24 protein-coding genes are annotated in these 23,341 nt (G+C 70.2%); 11 read left to right on the plus strand and 13 right to left on the minus strand.

Annotated features, from left to right (window positions below; translation table 11 throughout):
• The first annotated feature begins 25 nt into the window (after positions 1-25).
• Entirely contained in the window at positions 26-361 is a 336-nt protein-coding gene (locus tag ACZ60E_RS09125; protein WP_469439157.1) for an ankyrin repeat domain-containing protein, read from the plus strand.
• A gap of 710 nt (positions 362-1,071) precedes the next feature.
• A complete protein-coding gene (locus ACZ60E_RS09130; RefSeq protein WP_469439158.1) occupies positions 1,072-1,515 on the plus strand; it encodes a spore-associated protein A in 444 nt (147 codons plus the stop codon).
• Between the two features lie 42 nt (positions 1,516-1,557).
• Here the strand turns inward: ACZ60E_RS09130 and ACZ60E_RS09135 are convergent, their stop codons facing one another.
• On the minus strand, positions 1,558-2,736 hold the full coding sequence (locus ACZ60E_RS09135) for a cytochrome P450 (RefSeq protein WP_469439159.1): 1,179 nt from the start codon (positions 2,734-2,736) through the stop codon (positions 1,558-1,560).
• A gap of 267 nt (positions 2,737-3,003) precedes the next feature.
• Here ACZ60E_RS09135 and ACZ60E_RS09140 point away from each other — a divergent pair, with 267 nt between their 5' ends.
• The 3 genes from ACZ60E_RS09140 (at position 3,004) to ACZ60E_RS09150 (ending at position 8,647) form a co-directional block, all read left to right on the plus strand.
• Positions 3,004-4,506, plus strand: coding sequence for a multicopper oxidase family protein (locus tag ACZ60E_RS09140; RefSeq protein WP_469439160.1), 1,503 nt, complete (start codon positions 3,004-3,006; stop codon positions 4,504-4,506).
• A gap of 108 nt (positions 4,507-4,614) precedes the next feature.
• Positions 4,615-7,425 carry an AAA family ATPase gene (locus tag ACZ60E_RS09145; protein ID WP_469439161.1) on the plus strand — a complete coding sequence of 937 codons (2,811 nt, stop codon included), beginning with the start codon at positions 4,615-4,617 and terminating at the stop codon, positions 7,423-7,425.
• Between the two features lie 172 nt (positions 7,426-7,597).
• The gene (locus ACZ60E_RS09150; protein WP_469439162.1) at positions 7,598-8,647 is read left to right on the plus strand and encodes a medium chain dehydrogenase/reductase family protein; all 1,050 of its coding nucleotides are present in this window, start codon (positions 7,598-7,600) and stop codon (positions 8,645-8,647) included.
• Between the two features lie 119 nt (positions 8,648-8,766).
• On the opposite strand, the gene ACZ60E_RS09155 is transcribed toward ACZ60E_RS09150, so the two are convergent.
• Positions 8,767-8,937, minus strand: a complete 171-nt coding sequence (locus tag ACZ60E_RS09155) for a hypothetical protein (protein WP_469439675.1) — start codon at positions 8,935-8,937, stop codon at positions 8,767-8,769.
• Positions 8,938-8,946: 9 nt separating this feature from the next.
• Between ACZ60E_RS09155 and ACZ60E_RS09160 the strand changes: the two genes are divergently transcribed.
• Entirely contained in the window at positions 8,947-9,450 is a 504-nt protein-coding gene (locus tag ACZ60E_RS09160) for a TetR-like C-terminal domain-containing protein (RefSeq protein WP_469439650.1), read from the plus strand.
• A 29-nt stretch (positions 9,451-9,479) separates the two neighbouring features.
• Here the strand turns inward: ACZ60E_RS09160 and ACZ60E_RS09165 are convergent, their stop codons facing one another.
• The 10 genes from ACZ60E_RS09165 to ACZ60E_RS09210 all read right to left on the minus strand — a co-directional run bounded on the left by ACZ60E_RS09165 (position 9,480) and on the right by ACZ60E_RS09210 (position 18,005).
• A complete protein-coding gene (locus tag ACZ60E_RS09165) occupies positions 9,480-10,130 on the minus strand; it encodes a DUF6461 domain-containing protein (protein ID WP_469439163.1) in 651 nt (216 codons plus the stop codon).
• Between the two features lie 107 nt (positions 10,131-10,237).
• Positions 10,238-10,753, minus strand: a complete 516-nt coding sequence (locus ACZ60E_RS09170; protein WP_469439164.1) for a cupin domain-containing protein — start codon at positions 10,751-10,753, stop codon at positions 10,238-10,240.
• 69 nt (positions 10,754-10,822) lie between these two features.
• Positions 10,823-11,410, minus strand: coding sequence for an SRPBCC family protein (locus tag ACZ60E_RS09175; protein WP_469439165.1), 588 nt, complete (start codon positions 11,408-11,410; stop codon positions 10,823-10,825).
• A gap of 272 nt (positions 11,411-11,682) precedes the next feature.
• The gene (locus ACZ60E_RS09180) at positions 11,683-13,296 is read right to left on the minus strand and encodes a carboxylesterase/lipase family protein (RefSeq protein ID WP_469439166.1); all 1,614 of its coding nucleotides are present in this window, start codon (positions 13,294-13,296) and stop codon (positions 11,683-11,685) included.
• A 21-nt stretch (positions 13,297-13,317) separates the two neighbouring features.
• Positions 13,318-13,956, minus strand: a complete 639-nt coding sequence (locus ACZ60E_RS09185) for a GOLPH3/VPS74 family protein (protein WP_469439167.1) — start codon at positions 13,954-13,956, stop codon at positions 13,318-13,320.
• Between the two features lie 114 nt (positions 13,957-14,070).
• Positions 14,071-14,733, minus strand: a complete 663-nt coding sequence (locus ACZ60E_RS09190) for a response regulator (RefSeq protein WP_469439168.1) — start codon at positions 14,731-14,733, stop codon at positions 14,071-14,073.
• A complete protein-coding gene (locus ACZ60E_RS09195) occupies positions 14,730-15,920 on the minus strand; it encodes a sensor histidine kinase (protein ID WP_469439169.1) in 1,191 nt (396 codons plus the stop codon). The genes ACZ60E_RS09190 and ACZ60E_RS09195 overlap by 4 nt, the downstream gene beginning before the upstream one ends.
• Positions 15,921-15,993: 73 nt before the next feature.
• Entirely contained in the window at positions 15,994-16,761 is a 768-nt protein-coding gene (locus tag ACZ60E_RS09200) for a MerR family transcriptional regulator (protein ID WP_469439170.1), read from the minus strand.
• Positions 16,762-16,878: 117 nt separating this feature from the next.
• A complete protein-coding gene (locus ACZ60E_RS09205; RefSeq protein WP_469439171.1) occupies positions 16,879-17,226 on the minus strand; it encodes a putative quinol monooxygenase in 348 nt (115 codons plus the stop codon).
• A gap of 371 nt (positions 17,227-17,597) precedes the next feature.
• Entirely contained in the window at positions 17,598-18,005 is a 408-nt protein-coding gene (locus ACZ60E_RS09210) for a nuclear transport factor 2 family protein (RefSeq protein WP_469439172.1), read from the minus strand.
• Between the two features lie 87 nt (positions 18,006-18,092).
• Here ACZ60E_RS09210 and ACZ60E_RS09215 point away from each other — a divergent pair, with 87 nt between their 5' ends.
• Both ACZ60E_RS09215 and ACZ60E_RS09220 read left to right on the plus strand, forming a co-directional pair.
• A complete protein-coding gene (locus ACZ60E_RS09215) occupies positions 18,093-18,638 on the plus strand; it encodes a TetR/AcrR family transcriptional regulator (RefSeq protein WP_453790999.1) in 546 nt (181 codons plus the stop codon).
• 231 nt (positions 18,639-18,869) lie between these two features.
• A complete protein-coding gene (locus ACZ60E_RS09220) occupies positions 18,870-19,517 on the plus strand; it encodes an HAD family hydrolase (protein WP_469439173.1) in 648 nt (215 codons plus the stop codon).
• 228 nt (positions 19,518-19,745) lie between these two features.
• Here ACZ60E_RS09220 and ACZ60E_RS09225 read toward each other — a convergent pair whose 3' ends face one another.
• Positions 19,746-20,354, minus strand: a complete 609-nt coding sequence (locus ACZ60E_RS09225; RefSeq protein WP_469439174.1) for a TetR/AcrR family transcriptional regulator — start codon at positions 20,352-20,354, stop codon at positions 19,746-19,748.
• 107 nt (positions 20,355-20,461) lie between these two features.
• Here ACZ60E_RS09225 and ACZ60E_RS09230 point away from each other — a divergent pair, with 107 nt between their 5' ends.
• The 3 genes from ACZ60E_RS09230 to ACZ60E_RS09240 all read left to right on the plus strand — a co-directional run bounded on the left by ACZ60E_RS09230 (position 20,462) and on the right by ACZ60E_RS09240 (position 23,287).
• Positions 20,462-21,469, plus strand: coding sequence for an alcohol dehydrogenase catalytic domain-containing protein (locus ACZ60E_RS09230; RefSeq protein ID WP_469439175.1), 1,008 nt, complete (start codon positions 20,462-20,464; stop codon positions 21,467-21,469).
• A gap of 20 nt (positions 21,470-21,489) precedes the next feature.
• Positions 21,490-22,092 carry an NADPH-dependent F420 reductase gene (locus tag ACZ60E_RS09235; protein ID WP_469439176.1) on the plus strand — a complete coding sequence of 201 codons (603 nt, stop codon included), beginning with the start codon at positions 21,490-21,492 and terminating at the stop codon, positions 22,090-22,092.
• Between the two features lie 109 nt (positions 22,093-22,201).
• Positions 22,202-23,287 (plus strand): alkene reductase, encoded by a 1,086-nt coding sequence (locus tag ACZ60E_RS09240; protein ID WP_469439177.1) that lies wholly within the window; start codon positions 22,202-22,204, stop codon positions 23,285-23,287.
• Positions 23,288-23,341: the final 54 nt, after the last annotated feature.

A 23,341-nucleotide genomic window follows, 5' to 3' on the forward strand; every position in this document is an offset into this window, starting at 1 on the left:
CGGGTGGAGTGGGTTGAATGGCCTGGTGAACGATTACTGGACGCCAGCCCACTTTGCGGTGGAGCACGAGGATGCCGAGACTTTGGCGCGCCTGCTGGCCACCGGTACCGATCCCAACGAGGTGCAGGGCAACTCGACGCTCTTGACGCACGCCATTGACGTCGAGGGAGACAGCACGCTGCAGAGCGGGCGCCCGCTGACCGTGCACACCACGGCCATCCTGCTGGCCTTCGGCGCCGACCCGCAGCTGCCGGATCCCGACGGTCACACGCCCATCGACATAGCCGAGGAGTACGACCACATCCTGGCGGTAGAACTGTTGCGTCGACACATCAGCGGGCAGGACGGCGCAGACAGATGAACGTGCTTGTCACCGTGGAGCTTGGCCCACGCTCGGGCCTCCATCCACGTGGAGAAGAGCCGGCGGGCCGTCGCGTCTAACGGCCATCGCCGTCGGCATCGAGCCCCTCAGCCCACTGCCGCCAACCGACGCTAGGCAGCTGGCCTCCGCGCTCCAAGATCCCCGACAGAGTCAAGTTCAGAACGTGCTGATGAAGCTGAGGAGCCAACAGTGGGCAGGCTGGGGCGGTCGCCTCCCGGACTGGACAGGACCCCGGGCGACACTCTCGAATCGTTCGGCATCATCGCCGACGCCTCGCCGAGGCCGACGAGAGCGTCGAGGTGTGCCACCGCGCCCGACCCGCGTATCCCGCGGGGTGTGAGCCTTGGTGTCGGTCCGCAACAGTCCGGTCGCCCCAGTACCGCTTCAGCGTCTCCATTCCGCTCTCCTGGCCTGACGTGGTCACGGTTCGGGGAGAGGGCTGCACGCGGTGGGCGCGGGGCTTCGGTGCTCCACACGACCTCCCTGAAAGAGGCTGGCATACGAGCAGGCAAGCAACGCGTTGGCGACGTAACGGGCTTTGTGACACCGGTGACGCAACAGGGACACAACCCCCCACAACCCTGCCGGGGGCTCCCCGGTCTCATATGCGTGGGACGGCAACGACCAGCCAGCCCACGGGCATTCACCGATACGGCACTTCGCCGAACACACCACCAGGGGGAAACACCATGAAGCTGTCCCGCCGCGCCACCACTGCCACCGCCCTGAGCGTGCTGGCCCTCGCAGGCACCCTCGCCGCAACAGCCCCGGCCACGGCAGCCACGGGCAAGATCACCGCCAAGTCGGCCGCGGCAACGTACAACGGAGCCTGCGGCACGGGCTACACCGTCATCGACTCCACACCCGTCGGTAACTCCGGCACCGTGTTCCTCACCTGGAACGCAGCGACCGGCAAGAACTGCGCCGTCACCATCCGCAACACCACGGGCGCGAAGATCTACATGGCCGTCGAGCTCAACGCCCAGGTCGGCCACGAGAGCACGCCGGTCCGGGACGACGGCCAGTACACGTCCTACGCCGGCCCCGTCTACGTCGACGGCCGCGGCTACTGCATCGAGTGGTACGGCGTCATCGGCAACGCCTCCGGCGGCGACTCCGGCCACTGCGGCTGACCCACACGCAGGTATCGCAACCCGTGCCGCTAGGCCCTGTCGTCAGGACACAGGTGTGACCGACACGTCCAGGCGGTCCAGACCGCGCAACCCGTTGTTGATCAGCGGTTGGCGTTCGATGATGTCGAAGCGGGCGACCCGGTCGGCGAGTCGTTCCAGCAGCGCGCTCATCTCCAGTCTGGCGAGGTGCATTCCGACGCACACGTGCTCGCCCCGGCCGAAGGCGAGGTGGTCCGAGGGGCGGCGGGTGATGTCGAAGCGCGCGGGGTCCGGGTAGTGACGCTCGTCGCGGTTGGCGGAGGCGTAGAGCAGCGCGACCCGTGAGCCGGCGGCAAGCGGAACCCCGCCGATCTCATGGTCCTCGGTGAGTACCCGGCTGAACTGGGGCGCCGGGGTCTCCAGACGCAGCGACTCGTTGATCGCGTGCGGGATCAACGAGCGGTCCGCGCGCAACAGGTCCCACTGGTCAGGGTTCTGGGCGAACAGCGCGACCGTGTTGGCGATGGCGAGGATCGTCGTGTCCAGGCTCGGCGTGACGTAGTCGAGCATCATCACCGGGCACTTGTCGCGCGGGATCTCGCCACGGTCGGCGGCCTCGTAAAGTTGCGCGGCCCAGCCGTCGGGGTGGATCTTTCCCGGCACGGCGTCATGCATGGCGAAGGCCATGAACTCCTCGACGGCGGGTCCCGCCGCGGCTGCCCGGTCGTCGGCGGGGCCCTGGGTGTTCCAGATGGCCGCGGCCCACTCCAGCATCTTCTCCCGGCCGTGATCGGGAAGTCCGACCAGGTCCGAGACCACGGTCATGGGCAGATACTCCGCCAGTTCGGTGACCACCTCGAACCTGCCCCGCCCGACGACCCGTTCGACGACTTGGTCGGCCTCGGCCTCGATCCGCGGAGTCACCTCGCGCATCCGATCCGGCCGCAGTGGCCGTCCCAGTACCGAGCGCATCGCCGTGTGCTCGGGCGGGTCACTGCACAGCGTGATCCCCTCCAGTTGTGCGTTCACGCCCGGATCCACGAACACGCCGCGTGCCGAGGAGAACGTCCGCCAGTCCATCAGCGCGGCGCGCACCTCGTCGTAGCGGGGCAACGCGTACAGGTCGTAGCGGGACAGGTACACCACCGGCCCGAGCGCCCGGAGTTCGGCGTAGATGTCGTACGGGTCGGTGCGCGCCGCTTCGGAGTAGAGATCGACGTCACTGACGGGTATGTAGGGCAACTGTTCTCCAAGAGAGGGTGTTTCGGGGTGTCCGGTCTGGGGGCGGACAGGTCACGGCAAGCGGCGTACGGTGTGCGCGGTCCGGCTGGAACGGGCCCCCGGAGAATCTCTCGCGCGGCCTGGGGCCTTCGCGTCGGTGGGAAGTACGTATGTCTCGGCCATGCGCATTGAGGCGGTGTGCCTCGCCAGCGAAACCGTCCGTGGAGAACCCGGTCTACGTAATCTGCACCGACGCGAAGGGACCGGTCCGCGCACGACAGTGACCGTATGAAACGACGCACAGCGCTGAAGGCCCTCGGGTTCGGCACCGGGGGCGCGGTTGTCCTCGCTGGTGGTGGTTACGGCATCTACTACTACGCCGCGCAGCAGGACACGTTCGGCGAGATCGACTTCGACAAGGTTCTGCCGATACCGCCCCTGGCAGAGTCGGAGAAGGGCGCGCAGGGGGCCCGGGTGTTCACCCTCGGTATCCGGTCGGGCAGGACCCGGTTCAAGGCCGGTGCCACGACGCGCACTTGGGGCGTGAACGGCACGTATCTCGGCCCGACGATTCGTGTGCGGCGCGGCGAGCAGGTCGAGTTCGCCGTCCGCAACGGACTGGACGAGGACACCTCTCTCCACTGGCACGGGATGCACCTTCCCGCGGCCATGGACGGCGGACCCCATCAGGTCGTCGCCCCCGGAGAGACCTGGCGGCCGCAGTGGACGGTCGACCAGCCCGCCGCGACGCTCTGGTACCACCCACACATGCACGGAGCGACCGCCGACCACATGTACCGGGGCCTCAGCGGCCTGTTCATCGTCGACGACGAGGACTCCGAGGCGTCGACACTTCCGTCCGAGTACGGCGTCGACGACATCCCGATGATTGTTCAGGACCGGGCGTTCGACGGGGACAACCAGTTCGAGAAGCGAGTGCCACTGGGCGGCTCGGTGGGCGTGATCGGCAAAGAGGTGCTCGTCAACGGCGCGATCGGTCCGTACGTCGACGTCAGCACCAAGCTCGTACGACTGCGGCTGCTCAACGGGTCCAATGCGCGCCTGTACAACCTGGGGTTCTCCGACGACCGGCGCTTCACGCTCATCGCCACCGACGGCGGTCTGCTCGCGGAGCCGTGGAACACCGAGCGCCTTTATCTCTCACCCGGCGAACGTGCGGAGATTCTGGTGGCGTTCAAGCCGGGCGAGCAGGTTGAACTGCGCTCCTATCCGTCCGAGTACGGGGGCACGCTGGGTCGGATCGACGGCTTCGACGACCGTCTCGACATCTGCCAGTTCCGGGCCGCGACCACCCTGTCCGACGTCGGCACCCTCCCTGACACGCTCGGTGTCGCACCGGACCTCGCCGGCGAAAAGGCCGCGCGGGAACGCTCCTTCGTGCTCGCGTCGGATCAGATCAACGGCAGGTCGATGGCGGTGGACCGTATCGACTTCGGTGTCCGCGAGGGCACGGTCGAGGTGTGGGACGTGGTCAACGACAACGGCTTTCTGCACAACTTCCACGTTCACGACGTGCAGTTCCAGGTGCTGACCGTCGGCGGCGGGAAGCCGGAACCGCACCTGCGCGGCTGGAAGGACACCGTCCTGCTGGCACAGGGAAAGCACTACCGGCTGGCGATGCGCTTTCGCGGACACACCGATCCGAACACGCCGTACATGTACCACTGTCATCTGTTGCAGCACGAGGACGACGGGATGATGGGCCAGTTCGTCGTCCTCGGCAAGAGGGAGAAGGTCGGCGTCGTGCAGCCGACACACCATCACTCCTGAGAACCGTCCTGGATACCCGCGCCGCCCGAAAAAACCCGGAATTCTTCTGAATCACCCGTTCCCCGGGACCGGATCGAGGTCCGCCGCCGGCTCGGTAGGCTACGCGCTGTGCAAACGTTGGCCCATACTCGCGGTCCGCTGCTCGGCAGGCAGTACGAGACACAGCGCCTCGGTGAGCTGATCGGCGCGGCGCGGGCAGGCCGGGGCGGCACTCTGGTCCTCCGCGGTGAGGCAGGAATCGGCAAGAGCACGCTGCTTGAGCACGCGCAGGAGGTGGCGTCCGGGTTTCAGGTCCTCCGGGCGGGCGGGGCCCAGCACGAGGCGGAACTGCCGTTCGCCGCGCTGCACCAGCTCTGCCTCCCGGTGATGGACCGCCTGACCGAGCTGCCCGCCCAGCAGCGCCAGGCCCTGGAGATCGCTTTCGACCTGGCGTCCGGCACCCCGGACGTGTTCCGGGCCGGCCTGGCGACCCTGGGACTGCTCACGGCGGCCGGCCAGGAACGCCCCGTGCTGTGCGTGGTCGACGACGCGCACTGGCTCGACGCGGCTTCGTCAAGGGCACTTGCCTTTCTCGCCCGGCGCGTCTTCGCCGAGCCGGTGGCCATGGTGTTCACCGCCCGACTGCCTTACGAGGAAGGTGAGTTGGAGGCTCTCCCAGGTCTGAACGTCGACGGGCTGAGCGACGCCGACGCGCGGGCACTGCTCGCCCGGCAGAGCCACGAAACGCTCGACGAGCAGGTACGTGACCGGCTGGTGGCCGAGGCCAGAGGCAACCCATTGGCTCTGCTCGCCCTGCCCAGGGCCGGTGGGTTCGCCCCGCCCGAACCGGCCTCGGTGCCGCACCGGGTCGGCCACGGATTCCGGACCACGCTGTCCGACCTGCCCGCGCAGGCGCGGCTCCTGCTCACGCTCGCCGGCGCCGACCCGACCGGCGATCCCGGGCTGTTGTGGCCCGCGGCGCGGAGGCTGGACATCGACCTGGCGACGGCCGGTGCGGCTGCCGCCGCGACCGGACTGGTCGAGTTCGGCGCCCGCGTGCGCTTCTACCACCCGCTGGCACGCACTGCGGCGTACGACGACGCCGCGGCGGGTGAGCGGCAGTTGGCCCATCGCGCGCTGGCCGACGTGACCGACCCGGTCACCGACCCCGACCGGCGCGCGTGGCATCGCGCACAGGCTTCTGCCGTCCCGGACGAGGACGTCGCCGCAGAGCTGGAGCGCTCGGCGTCCCGCGCCCTGGCACGTGGTGGCGCGGTGGCCACGGCCGCCTTCCTCGAACGCGCGGCGGAGCTGTCGCTCGACACCGAACGGCGTATCGAACGGACCCTCGCGGCCACGCGCGCCCACCTCGACGCGGGCGCCACCGACAGGGCTGCCGCGCTGCTCACGACGACCGCTCTGCTCACGACGGTCGAAGGCTTCGACCCTGGCTCGGACACCGGCACTGGGACTGACTCGGGCTCGGAATCAGACTCGGGCTCGGAATCGGGCTCCGAATCGGGCTCGGGCTCGTACGAGTGGCAACAGGCGGAGGCCGATCTGCTGCGGGGCCGAATCGCCCTGGCCCGCGTCGACGACAGCGACGGCCCGGCGGCCATGCTGCGCGCCGCGAGGCGGTTCGCGTTGCTGGATCCCGCGCGCTCCCGGGAGAGCTATGTGGAAGCGCTCGAAATGAGTCTGCTCGTCGGACGCGCGAACGGTGTGACGGACATGGTCCTCGCCGAGGCCAGGACCGCGGCCAGGACCACCTCGCCGCACGCCCCGGACATCCTGGACGCGCTGGACACCCTGACCTCGGACGGGCACCACGCGGCCGTCCCCCTGATCAAAGAGGCCCTAGACGGTGCGGACGGCCCGCTGTGGGCCCGGCACCCCGCGCTCGCGATCATCCTCGCGGCCGAGCTGTGGGACCCGGTCACCCACGTGCGGATCATCGAGTGGCTGCTGAAGAACGGCCGGGCGTCGGGATCACCGCTGGTCCTGCGGCTCGGTCTCGCCCAGGCCGCCTCCGCCGCCGCGCTCACCGGCGACCTCGACGAGGCGATGGCCGCGATCGCCGAGGAGGAGGCGATCGCCGACGCGACCGGTGCGCCTCCCGTCATCTACCACCGGCTGCAACTGGCCGCGATGCGCGGACGCCGCGACGAGGCTGTCGCACTGTTCGAAGCCGTCACCACGACAGCCACCGCCACGGGACAGATCATCTCCAACATCCACTGGGCGAGCGCGGTGCTCCACAACGGCCTGGCCGAATACCAGGAGGCACTGGCAGCCGCACGACGTGCCGCGGCCGACGGGGAACTCTTCGTCGCCGGGTTCGTCCTGCCGGAGCTGGTGGAAGCCGCCGTCCGCTGCGGTGACCACGCCGCGGCCGTCGCCGCGCTGGCCTCGCTGACCGAACGTACGCAGGCCAGTGGCACCCCTTCCGGCCTGGGCATCGCGGCGTACGCGCGGGGACTGGTGGAGGGAACGGAGAGCGACTACCGGGAAGCGATCGACCGCCTCACCGACACACCGCTGCTCCCGTACCGGGGCAGGGCCCACCTGTTGTACGGGGAGTGGTTGCGGCGCCAGGGCCGCAGGCAGGACTGCCGGCCCCATCTGCGTACGGCGCACGAGTTGTTCTCCGGTGCCGGGTTGGAGGCGTTCGCCCGGCGAGCCGCCGACGAGCTGCGCGCGACGGGAGAGACGGCGCGCAGCCGCACGGGTTTCGCCCGTGACCAACTCACCATGCAGGAACTGCACATCGCGCGGCTGGTCGCCACGGGCGCGACATCGAAGGAAGTGGCCTCGCGGCTGTTCATCAGTCCACGCACCGTGGACGCCCACCTGCGCAGCATCTACCGCAAGTTGGGCATCAACTCGCGTCGGCAGCTCAGGGACCGGCCCGATCTGCGATCCGTGGACAGATCGCTCTGAACCAGGACTGATGAAGAGGGCGCGACCGACTCGAATCCGGTCGCGCCCTTTCTCATGCCCAGATCGCAGACTTACGCACGTAACTTTATGCTCGTAGCCCCTTGCTCGACCTGACCTAACACCTCTAGCCTTACGGGTGTAACCACACGGCAGGAATCCACGGGAGCACACCATGAGCAGCACCACACCCACCATCACCGCGACCGAGATCGTCCTGCCGGGCAAGGTCGAGCCCGAAGGACTGGAGACCCGGACCCATGAGCTGCCGGCCCCGGGCAAGGGACAGGTCGTGTTGCGGATGGAGGCCACCGGGGTGTGCTTCGCCGAGCAGCAGATGCGCCGTGGCAAGTACTACGACCAGCCGCCGTTCCCCTTCGTCCCCGGTTACGACCTGGTCGGCACCGTCGTCGCGACCGGCCCCGGGACCGACGCCTCGCTCGTGGGACGCCGCTTCGCCGCGATCACCAAGACCGGCGCCTGGGCCAGCCATCTGGCCGTCGACGCCGCCGACCTGATGCCCGTGCCCGACGACATCGACCCGGCCGTCGCCGAGACGGTCACCGTCAACGGCGTCACCGCCTGGCAGATGCTCTACCGCACCGCCAAGGTCCGCACCGGCCAGACCATCGTGGTCCTCGGCGCCAACGGCGGTGTCGGCTCCACCCTCGTCCAGCTCGCCCGGCACGCCGGCATCACCGTCATCGGCACCGCGTCACCCCGCCATCACGACGCCCTGCGGAAACTGGGCGTCACCCCGGTCGACTACCGCGACCCGGAGATGTACGCCCGCATCCGCGAACTGGCCCCCGAGGGCGTGGACGCGGTCTTCGACCACGTCGGCGGACCCGCCATCGAGGACTCCTGGCAACTGCTGCGCCGCGGCGGCACCCTCGTCTCCTACGGCACCGCGGCCAGCAAGGACGAGGAGGGCAACTCCCAGTTCCCCGTCCTCAAGCTCTTCGCGCGCCTCAACACCTGGAACGCCCTGCACAACGGCAGGAGCGCCCACTTCTACAATCTCTGGGCCGGAAAGCGCCGTTGCCAGAAGACCTGGCAGCAGCGCATGACCGACGATCTCACCCAGGTCCTGGGCCTGGTCGCCGACGGCGCCCTCGTCCCGCAGATCGCCGCCAAGTTCGCCCTGACCGACACCGTCGCCGCACTGCAGCTCGCCGAAGCCCGCACCGTCGCCGGAAAGGTCGTCATCGTTCCCCAGGTGTGACACCCGACGCTCCGCAACTCCCTTTGCTGGTAGGGCCTTTGCTGGTCGGGCCACTGCTGTTCGGGCACGGTCGCGCTACCCACTCCACGACGGAAGGTGACGAGGTGAAGCAAACGGGATCAGTACGAGCGCCGGCTGCGGCGGCTGCGGCTGTCACTGGCGCTGGCGCTGGCGCTGCGGGGCAGGCTGCCCCGGCCCGCGCACACAATCGCCGTGGAGAAGGCGGGCGTCTGCGCGAGGAGATCATCGACGCGGCGGCCGAACTGCTCGACGAGACGGGTGAGCAACACGCCGTCACGCTGCGCTCGGTGGCCCGCAGGGTCGGCATCGCCACCCCCTCGATCTACCCGCACTTCCCGGACCAACCGGCCATCATGTTGGCCGTCGTACAACGGGAGTTCGCCGGACTGGAGAGCAGCCTGGGCGCGGCGGCGGAGCGAGCCGGCGGCGATCCACGGCAACGACTCCTGGCCGTCTGCGCGACCTACCTCGACTTCGCCGGGCGTCACCCCCAGCGCTACCGCACGATGTTCGGCGGCCTGTGGATGCCACGCCTGGGCGAGAGCTCGCTGACCGAGACGGATCTCGTCGTGCTCGGCGCGTCGTCCCTGCTGATGCTCATCGACGCCTTGGCCGACTGTGTCGCGGCGGGTGCGGCCATAAGCACGGATGTGTCCGCCGACGCGACGGCGTTGTGGGCGGGCCTGCACGGACTCGCCCACCAGCGAGTCGTCTCGCCGTCCTTCCTCTGGCCCGAGGGCATCCCCGAGCGTGTCATCGGCTCGCTCGCGCACCTGACCTAGATCCGGAGCCGACGGCATCGTTGACTACGTCAGTTCGGCCGCAAGATCTCGACGGTCCCGGGCGGAACCGGCCCCTCTCCCGCGTAGGTGTCGCATCGTGGCCCCGCCGATGCGTCGTCCTCGGTGAGAGTCAGGCTGGGCCAGGGCCCGGCGAGGACGGCATCGTCCAGGGTGATGCCGAGGTGCTCCAGTACGAGGGCCACCGCAGGTGCCATTCCGGCACCCTCGCCTTCGTGCGCTGTGCGCGCCGCTTCCACCCGGTCCCACCAGGGGCCGAGCGGTTCGGACCGGGTGTGTTCCATGCCGGGCTCGAAGTACTCGACGCACTCGCCGTCACGCCAGTGCTGGAAGACGTCGATTCCCTCGGTCGTCGCCAGACTGTACGTCTCAGTGCCGCGAGACAACTCCGCGAGCGATTCTTCCCCGCAGCCGAGGACACCTTCCTCCTCGACGCAGAAGGCCCATTCGCCGATCCTCCCGGACCGCAGCAGCGAGACCGTCCCGTCACCGGAATCCCCCGGAACCAGGTCCGACGCCGTGTCCCAGTCGAGTACGCGCACGTGGTCCAGGTCGGCCCCGTACCGGGTGAAGACCTCCTCCGGGCTCAGGCCGCGGGAAAAGGTGACGCACATCCAGGCCACCGCCCAGCGGAGCGAATCCATGTCCGCGCCTGCACTCATGCCTTGCCTCCGTCGTTCACTTCGGTACCGCTCGCCGACCCTGACGTGCGGCCTTGGCGCGAGGCAGGTCCGTGGGGTGGCTCCGCGCGGGTCGGCCTCGGGGAGCGTCAGATGGACCCCGGAGGCTTTGACGCGAGGTCGGCGGGTGTGGTCCCGGGTGGACCCAGGATAAGGTCGCCCAGCTGCTCCGCCACAGCGTTGAAGAGCTCCACATCGAGTGCGGTCGCGTCCGTGAACAGGTGGAGCGGCGTGGCCGTACGGGCGATGACCTCGGCGAATCCGGCCGGTGTGGAGATGTTGAGGGCGCGGGCGCCGTCCGGACCGGCCGCTATCGCATGGGGTACGCGCAGGGGGATGGTGTAGAAGTCTCCCGAACTCAAGGTCACCTTCTCGTCACCCGCCCATACGGTCAGCGAGCCGGCGGAGACCCAGAGCCGCTCCTCGTACCTGGTGTGGGCATGCAGCGGTGTGGCCGCACCGGCGAGCATGAAGGAGTCCGTCACATCATGACGGCCGTCGGTCTCCTCCGCCGAGGTGAGGACCGAGACCCGGAGTTCCTGACCGAGCGCGTACTGACGATCGGGATGGTCCGGATTGGAGGACAAGGAGGGGATACAGGTCACTGATCATCCTTGGGTGATGGGTTGCTGAGCCGACTGCGGCGCGAGGGCCGCAGTCGGCTCAGCGGCGAATTACTTTCCGCAACTCGTCGACTCTGCCGTGTCCTTGAGCCGCTTCACCCAGTCTGCGAGGCCTGCGTCGAGGGCGGCCTGGTTGCCGGGGATGTCGGCTTCCACGGGCGCGCCGGCCCACGATTCCTCGGTGGTGGCGAGTACGCCGCCCTTGACCTGTTTGAAGGTGAACAGGTGGACACCGTCGATGCCGTTCACAGGCGCGGCCCACGCGGTGCACCTGCGCGGCGCGACGGACTTGACCGTAGACGTGACGTGCATGTTCTGGGGCGACCACTCGAAGACCGAGCCCTGCCGAAGCGGTCCCGGCGTCTGCTTCCGTGCCGGTGTGATCTCCGGGATCCACGTGTCCCACGCGTCGATGTCCGTGTGAAGGTCCCAGATCGTGGTCAGCGGCGCCTTGATGAGGACGGCGGCACGGCTGACGACCGGCGCGCTCTTGTCGACGGTCACACCCCGGCACTCCTGATAGGTCCCGCCACCGGGCTTCGCTTCATACGCAGCGGCCGGCGACGGCGCCGCCAGCGCCGTCGCCGTGACGAAAGCGGCGACAGCCACTCCCTGCATGACCTTGTTCCGTGATGTCATCAAGTGGTTCCCTCTTGCTTGCTCAGTGATTCCGTTCCGACCGACATCCTGTTGGCGGGCAGCACACCGTCGCATGGGTAATCACTACGTACCTTCGCGCCCCGGCCACTGGCCCGAGTTCGTTGCGCCGGTACCAGCCGCCCCGATCGGCGGGTTCAGGGCCGCTGGTCAGTTCCCCAGGCCCCTCCTCGGCGCCCGACCCGCTGTGGGCACGGTCCCAAGCCACCCTCGCTCAGCAACTTGGCGGGGCGAGTCGGCAACCAGCTCCACGGTCACCCGAGGGCGTCCCAGAACGCACAATGGTGGCGAGTGGACACCGTACGAGTGGGGACGATGTGGTCCGGCGCCAGGGACAACACCGACTGCCGGGGCCAGGGCGGTGACGACGGGCCGTTGGGGTCGCCGGTGCGGGCGAAGCGCGTCCAGTAGTCGATCATCGTGTCGGCCAGCCGGTGCTGTGCTGCGGTCAGGTCGCGGGGACGGCCTCCCAGGTCGAACAAGTAGGGCAGTTCGCTCGCGTGCGGTGCGCCGAGCGGGAACGGCGGCGTACCCGAGGTGAGTGGCGGGGCGTGCTCGTCGGCGAACTCGTAGCGCCAGACGCGTACATGATCCGCCAGCAGGCTCCCCGCGCGCACGGTCGGGCAGGCGAAGTTCGCGTCGCCGATGACGGCGCCGAACACTGGGCCCCCGTCGATGCCGTGCACCGGGTACTCGCGGACGATCGCCTTCGCCTGCCCCGGGGAAGGGAAGAAGGTGGCCGCGATGTCGGGCCACGTGTCGGCGTTGACGGGATGGCCTGCCTGTACGATCCCGGCGGCCCAGCCGTTGCCCTCGTCGTGGTTGTTGCCGATGAGCACGGGAACGTGGTGGAAGCGGCCGGCAGCGATCGCCGCCGCGGGATCGCTGGGCAGCAACGGGGTGGTGTGAGCGGGCTGTTGGTCCGTGTCCTGTTCCGCGAGGAGACGGGGGACATCCACGCGGCGCAGGCAGGCCAGGACGTGGCGCGCGGAGCCGCAGCCGACCCTTGCCGCGAGGTCCGCGCCCGTGGCACGCGCCTCGGTCAGGGGGACGGAGGACGGGGCGAACGGCCGGTCGAGGCGCCCTGTGCAGGGGCCGCTCTCGATGATCGCCCGGTCGAAGAGCCCTGCGGCTGCGGGTGAGGCGAGCTGGGCGCAGACGCTGTAGCCACCCGCCGACTCGCCGGCCAGTGTCACGTTGTGCGGGTCGCCGCCGAAGGCGCCGATCTCGGTGCGGATCCAGCGCAGCGCGGCCTGCTGATCGGCCAGGCCGAAGGTACCGGAGCCGGAGAGCCCGCTGTGCGCGAGGAAACCGAGGGCTCCTAGGCGGTAGTTGACGGTGACGATCACTGCGTCGCCGCGCGTGGCCATGCGGTGGGCGTCGTAGGAGCTGCCCGCTCCGGTGGTGAAGCCTCCGCCGTGCAGCCACACGATGACCGGCCGGGGGCGGGTCGGTCCCGCGCCGTCGGGCGTGGTGACGTTCAGATGGAGGCAGTCCTCGTCGGTGCTGCCGCCGGGCACCTCGCCGGACGGCTGCGGGCAGGGGCTCGCGGGCCGGGTCGCGTCCCGTGTCCCGGACCAGGGGGCGGGGCGGTGGGGCGCCGCCCAGCGCAGGTTGCCGACCGGGGGTGCGGCGTAAGGGATGCCCTCGAAGGTGCGGTAGCCGTCATGGGCGGCGCCCCTCACCAGGCCGTCGCGCGTACGTACCGTCGTGGCGGCGGCAGTGTCACCGGCAAAAGCAGAAGCAGGAGCAGTGGCAGCGGCAGGAGCGATGGCGGGCCGGGCGGGCTCCGTCGGCGGTGGTGCGGACCAGGCCGTGGCGAGTACGGCCGTCAGGGCGCAGCCCAGGCTGGTCAGGACGCGGTGCATGGTGATCGTCTCCCCGTTGGGTCAGCTGCCGCCCATGCCGCCTTGCGCGGCGATCATGGTCGTCGGCAGAGCGCGTACAGCTTTCTCCAGGCCGGGCGCGAGGGCGGCGAGACGCCGTGTGCAGGCGTCGATACGGGCCCGATACGCCTTGTGGTCCTCCCGTGGAACGACCGAGCGGATGCCGCCCGCCGCGGCCAGCGCCAGCAGCGCGGCGTCGGCGACGGGGATGTCCCGTACGGGGCCGTCCGCGTGCAGCACCGCGATGACGCGGGCGCGCAGGGCGGCGGGTACGGCGTGGTCCGTCACGGTCAGCCGCCGCGTGCCGAAGAGCGTGCGAGGCGCTTTCACGGTGAGCAGGCCCGCCGCGGCCAGTCGGTCCACCACCTGGGTCAAGGTGCGCTTGCGGTGGCGGCGTACGAGGTGCTTCCAGCCGTGGCCCCCGGCGGCGTCGCGCAGAACTCCGTCCAGGACCGGGTCGCCGATCGGCTCGGTGCCGGACACGGTCACCGTGCCGGCGTCCTCGGCCAGCCGGCCGCGCGACGCGAGGTCGATCAGGGCGGCGGCGCGCACCAGCAGCTGCGTGCGGGACCGGTTGTAGGGCCCTTGGGCCGCGTCGTCGTGGGCGAGCAGATACATGAGGCAGGCCAGGTCATCGTTCACACCTCGACGTTATGGGCGCGTGCCCCGGCGGCGGATCGGCCGCGCGGAGGGACCGGCACTGGGAGCGTGGGAGGATCGCGGCCCGGTCTCCTCCCTGAGGAGGAGACGGCGTGCTCAGGGGCGGCGCGGCTGCACGAGTCCGTGGTCGTAGGCGGCGACAACCGCCTGGACGCGGTCGCGCAGGCCCAGTTTGCGCAGCACCGCGGTGACATGGTTCTTGACGGTGGCCTCCGACACGCGCAGCCGCCGGGCGATCTCCGCGTTCGACAGCGCCTGCCCGATCAGCGTGAGCACTTCCCGCTCCCGGCCGGACAGATCCCGCAGGGCGGGTGGCGGTGCCGGGTCGGGCGTCGTGCGCAGGAACCGGTCGAGAACACGGCTCAGCACGGCCGGCGCCAGCAGCGCGTCGCCGCGCGCGGTGAGCCGGATCGCGTCGACGAGTTCGCCGGGGCGCATGTCCTTCAGCAGGAAGCCGCTCGCCCCGGCCCGCAGCGCGGCGACCACGTGCGCGTCCACGTCCCAGGTGGTCAGCACGAGCACCCGGGCCCGACTGCCGCTCTCGGCGATCTGCCGGGTCGCCTCGATACCGTCCACGCCGCCGGGCATGCGTACGTCCATCAGCACCACGTCGGGCTCAAGTTCCCGCGTCAGCCGCACCGCGTCCCGGCCGTCGGACGCCTCACCGACCACCGTCAGGTCGTCCCGCGCGTCGATGATCATACGGAATCCGGTACGGACCAGGGCCTGGTCGTCGGCCACCACCACACGAAGTGTCATGACGTACGCTCCACCGGCAACCGGGCCGCCACCTCGAACCCGCCGCCGGGCAGCGCTCCGGCGCGCAGGCTGCCGCCCACCAGATGCGCGCGCTCCTTCATCCCCACCAGACCGCGCCCCGCCCCCACCGCGACCGGCCTGCCCTGGGCCGTACGGCCCCTGCCCTGAGGCGTACGCCCGTTGTCGACCACCGTGACCAGCACGCACCCGCCCTCGGATGTCACGCGGACGTTCACCTCATCGGCGCCGGCCGCGTGACGCAACGTGTTGGTGAGGGCTTCCTGGACGATCCGGTACGCCGCGAGATCCACCGTGGCCGGCAGCCCGGCGGTGGCGTCCTCGCGGTGCACGTGCACCGTCATCCCGGTCGCGCGCACCGTGTCGGCCAGCTCGTCCAGGCGCGCGAGCGAAGGCCCCGGCTCCTGCTGCTCCCCCACCCCGTCCTCCTCCACCTCGGGCCGGAACGCGCGCAGCAGCAGACGCAGTTCACCCAGCGCAGAGCGTGCGCCCGTCTCGATGGCCCGCAGCGCCTGACGCGCCTGTTCGGGCTGCCGGGTGAACACGTCGTCGGCTGCGCCCGCCTGAATGACCATCACCGACAGGGTGTGCGCCACGACGTCGTGCACCTCGCGCGCGATCCGTGCGCGCTCCTCCACCACCGCCCGGCGCAACTCCGCCCGCGCCCGTTCCTGCTGCGCCCTGCGCCACTGCCCCGCGGTCCACGCCAGGACCACCGCCAGCAGATAGACCGCCAGCCCCGCGGGGCCACCCGCCCCGAACGCCAGGGGCGCCGGAAGGACCATCGCCGCGAGCGCCCCGCCCGACACCCGCCGCGGCCTGGTGGCCGACACCACGCACAACGCGACCTGCGCGGCGAGCAGCGCCCCCGTCAAGGTCACCGCCGGCAGCAGTGCCCACACCCCCAGCCCCGCCACCGCGACCACGGCCAGTACGGCGACCGGGGCGCGCGCCAACCACCTCAGAGCACAGACCTGCACAAATACCAGGCCCACCGCCACGGGCGCCCGCCAACCGTGATCCATACCGGCGACGAGCACGGAGGGACCCAACACCCCGAGCACCAGAAGCGCCGACCCCCACCACAACGCCCGAGCAGCACGCGACGACAGCCCGCCTCCCGCGCCCCCGGCAAACGCATCCTCCGGCTCTCTGCTGCTACGGTCCACACCGCGACCCTATCCAGCGACTCGGGCCGGGCCGTCCAGGAGACAGACACCTCCACCGTGTCGTCGGTGTTGGTCAGGCGGGGCTGTTGCGGACGCGGTCCAGGTAGTCGGCAAGCTTTCGCCAGTCGTCGGCGGGAGCACCACCGTCTCCGGACATGGCGGCTGGATCGTCATGCCAGGCAGCCCTCACACCGGCGGAGATACCGGCATCGCCGCCGGTGAACAACGCGCTCAGCTCATCCATGCGGGCCACCAGCCGACAGATCTCCTGATCAGCAGGAGGAGTTCCGGCTACACGAAGCCGTTCCGCCCTGCGGTACAGCTCAGGCCACTCGACCTCACGGAGGTAGTGCATCGCAGGTCCCAGTGCGGCGGTGCGAGTATGCAAGACCTGAATCTGGTCGGCGTCCAGGTGGCGGCCCAGCGTCTCCTCGCCCTCCGGGTGGGTGCCGCCGATCGCCCACAGCGCATCGACCAGAGTCGTGGCCGTCGGGGACGGGTCGGCCGACAGCTCGTCACCCAGCCGCACGAGCCGCTCCCGCAGGACACCGAGCGCGGCGATTGCCGCCTCTACGCCGGCCAAGTGGTCCCGGACCAGCCGCGCCGGGTCGACCCCGGCATCGAGGCAGGTGGCGATGGTGTCCAGAGCCAGCCCCAGACTGCGGAGCGCCAGCACCTGATACAGACGGACGAGGTCTTCCTCGTTGTACTCCCGGTGCCCGCCCGTGGAGCACTGTGAGGGGCTGAGCAGACCGATGGTGTCCCAGTGGTGCAGCGTGCGCACGGTCAGCCCGCTGGCCTCGGCAAGCCGGCCCACCTTCCAGGTTTCCGCGGTGGTCATGGAGCAACGATGCATCCTCACGCCGCGTGAGGTTCAAGCAATCGAGTGCAACCGATAGTGCTTGCCGGAGGTGGCCGGGGTTCCGCGTGGCGCGCGGCCCCGGCCGTCGGCCGTGGGTCAGGAGAGCGGGTGCAGCCAGTGGGCCTCCGGGGCTGTCTCGATCAGGTCGGTGATAGCGGCGAAGTACGTCTGCATGAACGGCTGCGAGACGTGCGCCAGCAGGTGGGCGCCGGAGGACCAGCGCTCGTAGAAGGCGAAGGCGCCCGGCTGATCCGGCGCGGTGTGCACCACGTACTGCTCGCATCCGTCCTCCTTGCGGGTGAGGCCGATGATCGTCTGGATCTCGCCCAGCAACCGGCCCTCCTCGCCCGCCTTGGCCCGGGCGTATCCGTAGACCGCGACCGGGGTGTCCGAAGCGAGGATGTCGGCGGGGATGAGGCCGTCGATGATGTCGTCAGTGCTCATGAGGTTCCACTCCGTCGTCCGTCGGTTCCGCCGGCGTTGTCGGCCGGCTGCCCGGAGCGTAGGAGCTGACGTTGATGTCAGGGGCAAGTCCGGTACGCGGACGTGGGCCGCACCGATGAGTTCCACGGGCGGTGGATCAGCTGGATGTGCCCCAGAACGAGGGCTCCTGCACCCACGTGCCGGTGGCCGGGCTCGTACCCGCGCGCGTGGTTGCGGGAACGAGCCCGGCCGTGCCGTCGTTGCGCCGGGGGGCCAGGGAGCCTGTCCCGTCGGCATCCGCTCGGTGGAAGGGTCCGGCGGGAGAAGGGGCTCGACCTGCTGCTGATCGGGTCAGCCGGCGGCCAACCGTTGAAACCCGATCGGGCTTCAGGTCACGACAGCAGGCCGGCCAGGGCGGCGTGGTCGTGGTAGTCGCGCGACCACACGACCCGTCCGTCCCGGACGCAGAACACGGCGATGTTGTGCGTGCTCACCGTCGTGCCGTCCGTCGTCGGGGTGACGTCGTTGTCCCACTCCCCCACCACCACCTGCGGGTCGGTGGTCTCGTGCACCTCGATGTTCCGCGGCGACAGCGTGATCGGGGCCGTACCGAGCGCGGCGAGGTGCTGCTCGATCTCGGTCCGGCCCGTCAGCACGACCTCGACCGGCTTGGCGAACGGCTGCCGCACCACCGCGTCTTCGGCGTACAGACCGAACACCGTCGTCAGGTCCCGGTCGGCGAGCGACTTCAGCAGAAGCTCGAACACCTCACGGGGACCACGAACCGCGTTGTCGGGCATGATTGCCTCCAGAAGTTAGAATCGGAGTGACCGCTCCGGTAAAAGACGTTACGGAGTGACGACTCCGCTTGTCAAGGAAGGGTTCTCGTGTCTCCCCGAGCCGACGCCGCACGCAACCGGTCCGCCGTACTCCGAGCCGCCGACGAGGTCTTCGTCGAACACGGGGTCACCGCATCGACGGAGGAGATCGCCCGGCGGGCCGGACTCGGAATCGGTACCGTCTTCCGCCACTTCCCGACGAAGGAAGCCCTGCTCAAGGCGGTGTACGAGCAGCGCCTTGAACTCCTGGCCGCCCGCGCCTCGACCATCGGGACCGACAGTGCCCCGCCCACCTGGTTCCGGGAGTTCTTCACCGACATCGCCACCACGTCGGCCGAGAAACTGATCCTCGCCGACGCCCTGAGCGATCTGCAGATGGATGCCGACCCCGAGGTCACGGCCCGGCTGCGCTCGGCCGTCGGCGCCCTGCTCCAGCGCGCTCAAGCCGCCGGGGCCGTACGCAAGGACGTGTCGTTCGACGATCTGATCGCCCTGCTGATCGCGGCCGGCCGGGCCGCCCAGGCCACCGCGGACGCGCAGACCCGCACCCGCCTGATCGACGTCATCCTGGACGGCCTGGAGCCCCGCGGGTAGCGCAGACCACGACCTGCTCCCGGTACTCGGCCACGCCGAACACCTCCGTCACGAAGTCGTGGATGTGCTGGACCCCTCGGCCGGGCGCAGGACTCCCGCGGACTGGATCCGTCCCCGCGCGCGCGGGGACGGCCTCTGTATGCGGCCCCGATCGCCGTCCCGGACACGCAGACGCCGGGGTGCTGCCGGAGGCGGATCAGTGCAGGTGGCAACCCAGATAGGGTCGCTCCCATGCGCCTCGCTCTGTTCGACCTGGACGGCACCCTCATCGACCGTACGGCCGCCTTCGCGGATGCCATAGCCACCCTCAGCCACGATCACGGCTACCGTCCGGACATCGAGCGCTGGCTGCTCACCGAACTCGCCGACCGGGCCGACCGCAGCGACTTCGACCGCCTCGCCGCCACCTTCGAGCTCAGCGAGTCCGCCGGCCATCTGTGGCGCGTCTACGTCGACCGCATGGCAGCCGCCGTCACCTGCAGCCCCGCTGTCCTCGCGAGTCTGACCCGGCTCAAGGACGCCGGCTGGAGCATCGGCGTCGCCACCAACGGCGCCAGCGACATCCAGCGGGCCAAGATCCGCGCCACCGGCCTCGCCGAGCTGATCGACGGGATCGCCGCCTCCGGAGACATCGACCTCCGCAAGCCCGACGCGCGGCTCTTCGAACTCGCCGCCGCACGATGCGGCACCCAGCTCACCCCCGGCGACTGGATGACCGGCGACGACCCGCTCACCGACATCGCCGGTGGCTACAACGCTGGCCTGCGCGCGATCTGGGTCCGCGGTCGACCCTGGCCCGACGACCTCGCCACGCCCCACCACACCGTCGACGACGTCACCGAAGCCGTCGACCACCTCCTCAGCCACTCCGCGGAGTAGCCCGCTGTCGACGACGACGACCAGGTTATGTGACCCGCACTGGCCACGTGTCCTGCACGGACTGCGCGTCCAAGCCGGACGGGGCCCGCCCGTCCGCCCGTCCGCCAGAGGGGCACGGAGCGAGCGCTCAGGTACCCGTTCACGAGTCCCGGCCGACTGGCGAGTGGTCCCGGCCCCGGCCTCAACCGCCCCTGCGGGCACCCCTGTCCGCGACGGTGCTGAACCGCGTCAGTCGAGGGCGTGGCCGCGGCCGGTCCGCAGGATCTCCTCGGACAGCTCGGGCTCGACGTGGCGTATCGCCCGGGCGAGCATCATCGCGCCGACCATCTCGCTGAGCAGGCGCATGGCCCTACGACGGGCCTCGCCCGGGTCGAGGGCGCGGCCCTCCTCCTCGGCCTCGCGCAGGAACTCGGCGGCGAAGCCGGTGAGATAGCCCTCGACCCCTTCGGCGTACGCGGTCTGCACGCCTTCGCTGTGCCGTCCCGCGTCGGTGACCAGGGCGGCTGAAGGGCAGCCGCCGTCCGGGGCGTCACGGTGTGCGGTGGACAGATATCCGGCCACGACCCGCTCCAGCGGGGTGCCGCCCCGGTCCGGACCGTCCTCCACCGTCCGGGCCAGGCTCCCGAGGGAGGCGGCGAAGGAGGCCCCGCACACCTCCACGACCAGGTCGTCCTTGGAGGCGAAGTGGTTGTAGAAGCCGCCGTGGGTGAGCCCGGCCTCCTTCATCAGCTCGGCGATGCCGACCGCGTCGATGCCCTGCGAGCGGAACATACGGCCCGCCGCTTCGAGGATGTTCTCCCGGTTGCGGGCCTTGTCCTCCTTGGTGATCCGCGGCATGGCCGTCCTCTCGCGTCGCAATCGACTTGACGTTTTCAATGATGCCTCTCATCATAACAAGAGTTTCAATGATGCACATCATCAAAGATCCATGGAACGGGAGCGTCATGCGTGCCATCGCCTATGACCAGCACGGAGAAGCCGCGCAGGTACTGCGCCTGAGCGAGCAGCCACCCCCAACTGCGCCCGCGGCCGGGCAGGTTCAGGTGCGGGTGCTGTCCCGGCCCGTCCACCCCGGCGACCTGGCGGGAGTGCAGGGCTTTCCGGGCGCGTCGCAGCAGCCGTTCGCCACGCCACGGATTCCCGGCCTGGAGGGAATGGGCGTCGTCGAGACCGTCGGTGAGGGCGTGCGGGATCTGCGGCCCGGTCAGCGGGTCGCGTTCTTCCCGGTGCCGGGCGCGTGGAGCGAACTCCTCACGGCACCGGCCGATCTGGTGGTGCCGGTACCCGAGGGCGTCAGCGACGAGACCGCGGCGCTGATGCTGGTCAACCCGCTCACCCTGCTCATGTTGCTGCGGGCCGTCGAGGACGCCCGGCACGGCCAGGCAGGTCCGGTGGTGCAGACGGCCGCCGGTTCGTCGGTGGGCAAGCTGGTCAGCGCGGCAGCGCTCAGGCACGACATCCCGCTGGTCAACCTGGTACGCAGCGCCACGGGGGCACAGGCCCTACGGCAGCGCTTCCCCACCCTGCCGGCCATCTCGACGGCCGACGCGGACTGGCGTACTCAGGTCCGGGACGCGACCGGCGGCCGGGGTGCCCAGGTCGTGCTGGACGCGGTGGGCGGATCCCTGACCGGTGAGCTGGCGGGCCTGCTCGACGACGGCGGCACGCTGATCACCTACGGACAACTCGGTTCCGGCAGCACGCCGTTGAAGTCGGTCGCGCTGACAGCGAGGGACCTGACCGTGCGGGGCGTGTCCATCGGCCGGTGGATGACCCGCGCGCCCGAGGGACGGGCCGAGGACGTCGCCTTCGCCGCCCGTCTGGCCGCGACCGACCCGGAACTCTTCGAGGTCGCGGCCGAGTACGACCTCGCCGATTTCGCGAAGGCCGTCGACCATGTCCGCCGCCCCGGCAAGAGCGGAACCGTCCTGCTCACCAGCCCCGCATCCTGAACCCCACGAAGGACACCGCCATGAAGATCGGAACCCTCGGCTCCGGAGTCGTCGCCCAGGCCATCGCCCGTCACGCCGTGGCCCACGGCCATCAGGTCGTCCTGAGCAACAGCCGCGGCCCCGCCTCCCTGGCCGGGCTCGCCGACGAACTCGGACCGCTCGCCCACGCCGGCACCCCGGAGGAAGCCGCCGCGGCAGAACTCGTACTCCTCGCGGTCGGCTGGCCCCAGATCGCGGACGCGACCGCCGGCCTGCCGCACTTCGGCGGACGCATCGTCATCGACGCCACCAACCAGTTCGCGTCCCTGCCCCCGCACACGAAGATCGCCGACCTGGGCGAGCTGACCGGCAGCGAACATGTCGCCTCAGTGCTCCCCGGCGCGCGCGTCGTCAAGGCGTTCAACACCCTCTACGGCCAGTACATCGCCGCCGATCCGCGCCACCCGGCCGGGCGCCAGGTGCTGTTCCTCGCCGGTGACGACGCCGACGCCAAGACGATCGTCAAGGACCTCACCGCGGACTTCGGGTTCGCCCCCGTCGATCTCGGCTCCCTGCGTGAGGGCGGACGCCTCATGCAACTCGGCGGGCCGCTCTCCGGCCTGCACGCACTCAAGCAGGACTGAGCCGAACCCCGGAGCCGGACCCACACCCATTCCTCACCCCCCACCCCCTCCCCCCTCTTCCATCCCTCGTCCTTCTCCTCATCCACCCCTCGGCACAAGGAAGTCACTCATGACCACCCAGCCCCTGCTGCAGCCCGTCCGCCTCGGCGCGCTGGAGCTCCCCAACCGCATCGTCATGGCCCCCATGACCCGCGCCCGCGCTCACAACGCCGAGCTCGCCCCCACCGACCTGCAGGCGACCTACTACGCGCAGCGCGCCGGTGCCGGACTGATCGTCACCGAGGGGACCTGGGTCAACGCCGACGCGATCGGCTACATCAACGTCCCCGGGATCTACACCGACACGCAGACCGCCGGCTGGGCGAAGGTCACCGAAGCCGTCCACGGGGCGGGCGGGCGGATCGTCTCCCAGCTCGGCCACGTCGGAGCGGCCTCCCACCCCGACCACCTCGACGGCCGCCTGCCCGCCGGGCCCTCGGCCGTCAACCCCGGCGAGAAGTCCTACACCTCCTCAGGCCCGAAGGACACCGTCACCCCGCGCGCCTACACCGCCGCGGAGATCGCCGACACGATCGCCGACTACCGCCGTGCGGCCGAGAACGCCCGCCGCGCCGGCTTCGACGGCGTGGAAATCCACGCCCAGGTCTCCCACTTGATCCCGCAGTTCCTCAACCCCCGTCTCAACCGGCGCACCGACGCCTACGGAGGCAGCAGCGAGAAGCGGGCCCGGTTCCTCCTCGACATCCTCGACGCGATCAGTGACGTGTGGGGCGGCGACCGTATCGGCGTGAAGATGTCCCCGGGCTGGATCAGCGGAGCCGCGTTCACCGCCGACGAGGAGACACTCGCCGACTACGACCAGCTGCTCAAGAAGCTCAACGACAGCGACCTGGCCTACCTGCACCTCCTGGGCGCCCCCGGCACCATCGAGGAGCGCCTCGCCCTCTTCTCCCGCTACCGCGCCCACTACCAGGGCAACATCGTCGCCAACCTCGGCTTCACCCAGGCCCTCGGCAACGAGATCCTCGACCACGGCGTCGTCGACGCGGTCTCCTTCGGCGCCCCCTTCATCGCCAACCCCGACCTGGTCGAGCGCTTCACGCACGGCCACCCGCTGGCCGACGACGACCAGGACACCCACTACGCCGGCCGGTCCGAGGGGTACACGGACTACCCCGCCTTCACCGCCGCCTGAGCAAGGATCGGGGCGAGGAAAGGAGCAAGGAACAGGCCAACGTACCGAAGCGGC

Source organism: Streptomyces sp. NPDC102514, from assembly GCF_055584525.1.